4 protein-coding genes and 1 pseudogene are annotated in these 3,656 nt (G+C 44.4%); 3 read left to right on the top strand and 2 right to left on the bottom strand.

The window, feature by feature from the left end; genetic code table 11:
- Positions 1-531: pseudogene (locus ACFFAP_RS24015) on the bottom strand (hypothetical protein); the annotation flags it as partial.
- A gap of 604 nt (positions 532-1,135) precedes the next feature.
- On the opposite strand from ACFFAP_RS24015, the gene ACFFAP_RS24010 reads away from it, so the two are divergent.
- Positions 1,136-1,333 carry a hypothetical protein gene (locus ACFFAP_RS24010; RefSeq protein WP_109010096.1) on the top strand — a complete coding sequence of 66 codons (198 nt, stop codon included), beginning with the start codon at positions 1,136-1,138 and terminating at the stop codon, positions 1,331-1,333.
- Between the two features lie 81 nt (positions 1,334-1,414).
- Entirely contained in the window at positions 1,415-1,894 is a 480-nt protein-coding gene (locus ACFFAP_RS24005; RefSeq protein ID WP_375513577.1) for a Tic20 family protein, read from the top strand.
- Between the two features lie 3 nt (positions 1,895-1,897).
- On the opposite strand, the gene ACFFAP_RS24000 is transcribed toward ACFFAP_RS24005, so the two are convergent.
- Positions 1,898-2,671: a fumarylacetoacetate hydrolase family protein gene (locus ACFFAP_RS24000; RefSeq protein ID WP_375513576.1), complete on the bottom strand. Its 774-nt coding sequence runs from the start codon at positions 2,669-2,671 to the stop codon at positions 1,898-1,900.
- Positions 2,672-3,241: 570 nt separating this feature from the next.
- On the opposite strand from ACFFAP_RS24000, the gene rpsF reads away from it, so the two are divergent.
- Positions 3,242-3,592 (top strand): 30S ribosomal protein S6, encoded by a 351-nt coding sequence (gene rpsF / locus ACFFAP_RS23995; protein WP_324970814.1) that lies wholly within the window; start codon positions 3,242-3,244, stop codon positions 3,590-3,592.
- The last annotated feature ends 64 nt before the right edge of the window (positions 3,593-3,656 follow it).

Below are 3,656 nucleotides of genomic sequence, written 5' to 3'. Positions count from 1 at the left end.
TTCATCTGGCACAACAATAGTAACGGGGTTACTGTCTGTAGTAATTGCGGGTTCTGCTGGGACAGTGCATTCCCAGTTTTCAGAAACAGCATCTGGGCGATCGGGTGAATTTGATTCTCCATTCTCCCCCTGCTCCCCCTGCTTTCCTTGTTTCCCCTGCCTCTTTTGCTCCCGCTCTACTTCCTGGCACAAAACTTGAAGTTGGACACTGTATTGCCAAGATTTACCGAGTAGCTCCGACATGAAATCGCCGATACAGCGCAACTCCCAAACTCCCGGATCAAAGTAGGTAAAGGGAATTATCGCCATTAAGCCTTCTGAATTAGTGCGACGCGATCGCTTGAAAATTCGCCGCTTTGGTAGAACTTCCTGGGTTGAAGAGTGAGTTACCCGCACTTCCACGTCTGTATTAGGAAGGTTAGAACGAGCCAAAACTCTATACTCCCCTTCCAAAATTTCCAAATTTGGCGATTCTAGGATATGCCATGAGCGATCGCCTTGTTTCTGTATCAGAAATTGCCAGTGTTCCATTGTGAATGATGCCCAGACCGACCAGCCGCTCAATTATATTGTGTATTAACTTGCTTGCAAGTTTACCCCAGTATTTTGTAAATGCATCCCTTAAATGGCTATCTAGTTAACTCAGTTTTACTAACTTGACTTCTGGCAATTTAAACTAGTCCCATCAAGGGAATTTTAATGGATCGCTGTATTGCTTGTGCGTAAGGCTTTTATTCTTTCCTAAATATTAAGTTTGACACTCTCCAGTGCTAAATTAACAGGGATGCAATAAGTATCGTTGGCTGTACATGCTCAACTTAGTGCCAACTTTTTTTGTATGATTTTTTACCAAATTGTCCATTTGCCATAGACACAACATACAATAAATGTAAGATTCACTTGACAATTTTTATTAAATTGTGATTGCCCACATTTTTGCTACAAAAAGTTAGGATGTGGCTCTTAAGTGTTCTCTGTGATCGCCCACTCTGGGTGCGAAGCGCGATCGCAAATCACAACACTTAACCGCGCAGCACGCGCCAAACCTACCTGAAGCGTTTCTTTGAACCGCTACAAAGCGTATCCTCACCTGAGTGAAATGTGGGTGACAATGAGGATTTACAGGAGGGATTCGATGCTAGTCATTTTAATGGACGAGCAAATCCTTGCCCCTGAGCAAGTTTGCCAGTCTTGTTTACTCGCTGACAGGAGCGGTCAACCCCGTTGGCGTGGGGGTCAACTGCGCTGTGGTCAAGCTATTCGCAAACTTACTCAACAGCAGCCAGACCAGTATGAGTGTGTGATGGGTTTTCGCATCGCCCATATAGAATAGTTGAATTTGCCAGCAAGACCAAGCAACTGCGTTATCCTAAGCTCAAGTAACTATTAAAATTTAACCACAGGAGAACGCATAATGTCTTGGCGCGGGTCTACAACGGTTTCAGATCGGATTTTTGCTTCCTTGCCTTATTTGCTGCCCCTAGTTGATGGTTTAGCCTTCGGCAGCTTTTTGTTAAATCAGTTTCCACCACTACGAGTTCTGCTTTTACCACTGCAACCAGTGCTAATAATTTACGGTAGTTTAGGACAATTTGGACAAATAATTGTGTTCTTTGCCTTGTTCCTATTAGTGGTAAGAAACGAAAAAATCAGTCACTTCATTCGTTTCAACACAATGCAAGCGATTCTTTTGGACATAGTTATATTTTTATGTTCCATACTCGTGCAAGTTTTAGGACAGGTTCCTGGTACTGGCTTTGCAATAGAAACAGTAGCTAACACTATCTTTTTAGGCATAGTGGCAGCAGTTGCATATTCTGCCGTCCAGTCTCTACTGGGACGTTATGCGGAAATTCCGGCGATTTCCGATGCAGTGTATATGCAGGTGCGTTAGAAATTAACGAGGCGCTACGGTGTTTTCCAGGCGACCAATACCTTCAATCTCGACGCGGACGCGATCGCCTGGATGCAAGGGACTTACACCCTCTGGCGTACCTGTAAGCACTAAATCACCCGGTAGTAGCGTCATAACCTGACTGATGTAAGAAACTAGAACATCGGGGGAAAACACCATCTGATCGATACACGCAGATTGGACTGGATTGGCGTCGTCATTGACAAAAGTTTGCAATCTCGCTCCTGGATTTAATTCCCGCACGATCCAAGGCCCCAAGGGACAGAAAGTATCAAAACCTTTGGCTCGCGTCCATTGAGCATCCCGTTTTTGTAAATCCCGTGCTGTTACGTCATTGGCGATGGTGTAGCCCCAAATTTTGGTTTGGGCTACCTCTGGTGTACATTCAAAGGCGTAATCGCCAATCACTAATGCTAACTCTCCTTCGTAGTCAACTCTTTGTGACTGGGGAGGATACTTAATTTCCCTTTCAGATGGAATGATCGACGTGGGTGGCTTGAGAAAAATTAGTGGCTCAGAAGGGACTGGAGTTCCCATTTCGGCAGCATGATCTGCATAATTCTTACCCACCGCCACAATTTTTGAGGGAGCGCAGGGAGCCAGAATTTGGTAATTTTCTGGTGTCAAAGTTAAATCAGTGGGTTGTCCTTCTAACCAGGGCGGAGCATCTAGCACCTGCACATTCAGGGATAGTTGTAGTAACCCATAGTAAATCTGTCCTTCTTGATTTTGAATTCGCACATAGCGTTGCGCCATAACCTTGATGAATATCCTTTTATCTGCTTTTTTGTTGCTGTGAGCGGGTAGCAATCATCAGTTAGCTTTTTAGGGAACCGATTGAGCCTTGAGCCGAAAAGCGATCGCTTGCTATAATATATGTCCCAATCCGGTTCGGTTAATATGTTTGGCTCTCGGAGATCCCCTAACCACCAATTTATCGGGGGTCGCCGCAGGCGGGGGGATCTTAACCGAACCTGATATATGTCTTTAGGGAAAGATACCCCAAGGCATTGCTGATAGCTTGATCAATCTTTTCAAAAAAAAGACTACCTACGTTCACTACCGTCTCATCATTCCCCTTACAAGTGAGTGAGAGGTTTTTTTGGAATATAGCTAAAGAAATCTGGGGGCCGGGAAGCAACCTAGTTTTCATTAGGGACATCCAAAAAATTCAAATTTCGGCGATTTGGCTAATGATTCAAATTTAAAACTGGTAAGATTATAGTTCCTTGTTGCTTCAGATGTTGATTAATACTGGCATTTTGAATTAAGTTAAGTATAAATTAGCACTAGCAGCCATTTCTGTCCATAAGGAGACTGAAAAATATGACTACAAGTTACGAAACAATGTACATTCTCCGTCCTGACCTGGGAGACGAACAGGTAGAGCAAGCAGTTACTAAATATCAGAATTTGCTTCGCGACCAAGGCGCTGAGGATATGCAAATTCAAAATCGTGGTAAGCGGCGTCTGGCTTATGAAATCAAAAAACACCGCGATGGCATCTACATCCAGTTAAACTACACTGCGCCTGCAACTGCGATCGCCCCCTTTGAACGCGCCATGCGCTTGAGTGAAGAAGTGATTCGCTATTTGACAGTTAAGCAGGAAGCCGAAGAAGAAAAACCTCCTAAAGAAGAAAAAGAAAAACCCACTAAAGTGGCAGCAACGGTCTGAGGAGTAGGGAATAGGGAGTAGGGAGATGAGGGATAAGCAGGGGAGCAGGGGAGCAGGGGGAGAT

The organism is uncultured Nostoc sp. (assembly GCF_964245575.1).
Lineage (GTDB): Bacteria > Cyanobacteriota > Cyanobacteriia > Cyanobacteriales > Nostocaceae > Nostoc.
Note: the sequence above shows the minus strand (reverse complement) of the source record. Positions and strands in the feature narration are given on the sequence as shown.

Coding starts and splice junctions, on each gene's coding strand:
- ACFFAP_RS24010 (WP_109010096.1), top strand. CDS start 1,136: ATGCTAGTCATTTTAATGGACGAGCAAATCCTTGCCCCTGAGCAAGTT.
- ACFFAP_RS24005 (WP_375513577.1), top strand. CDS start 1,415: ATGTCTTGGCGCGGGTCTACAACGGTTTCAGATCGGATTTTTGCTTCC.
- ACFFAP_RS24000 (WP_375513576.1), bottom strand. CDS start 2,671: ATGGCGCAACGCTATGTGCGAATTCAAAATCAAGAAGGACAGATTTAC.
- rpsF (WP_324970814.1), top strand. CDS start 3,242: ATGACTACAAGTTACGAAACAATGTACATTCTCCGTCCTGACCTGGGA.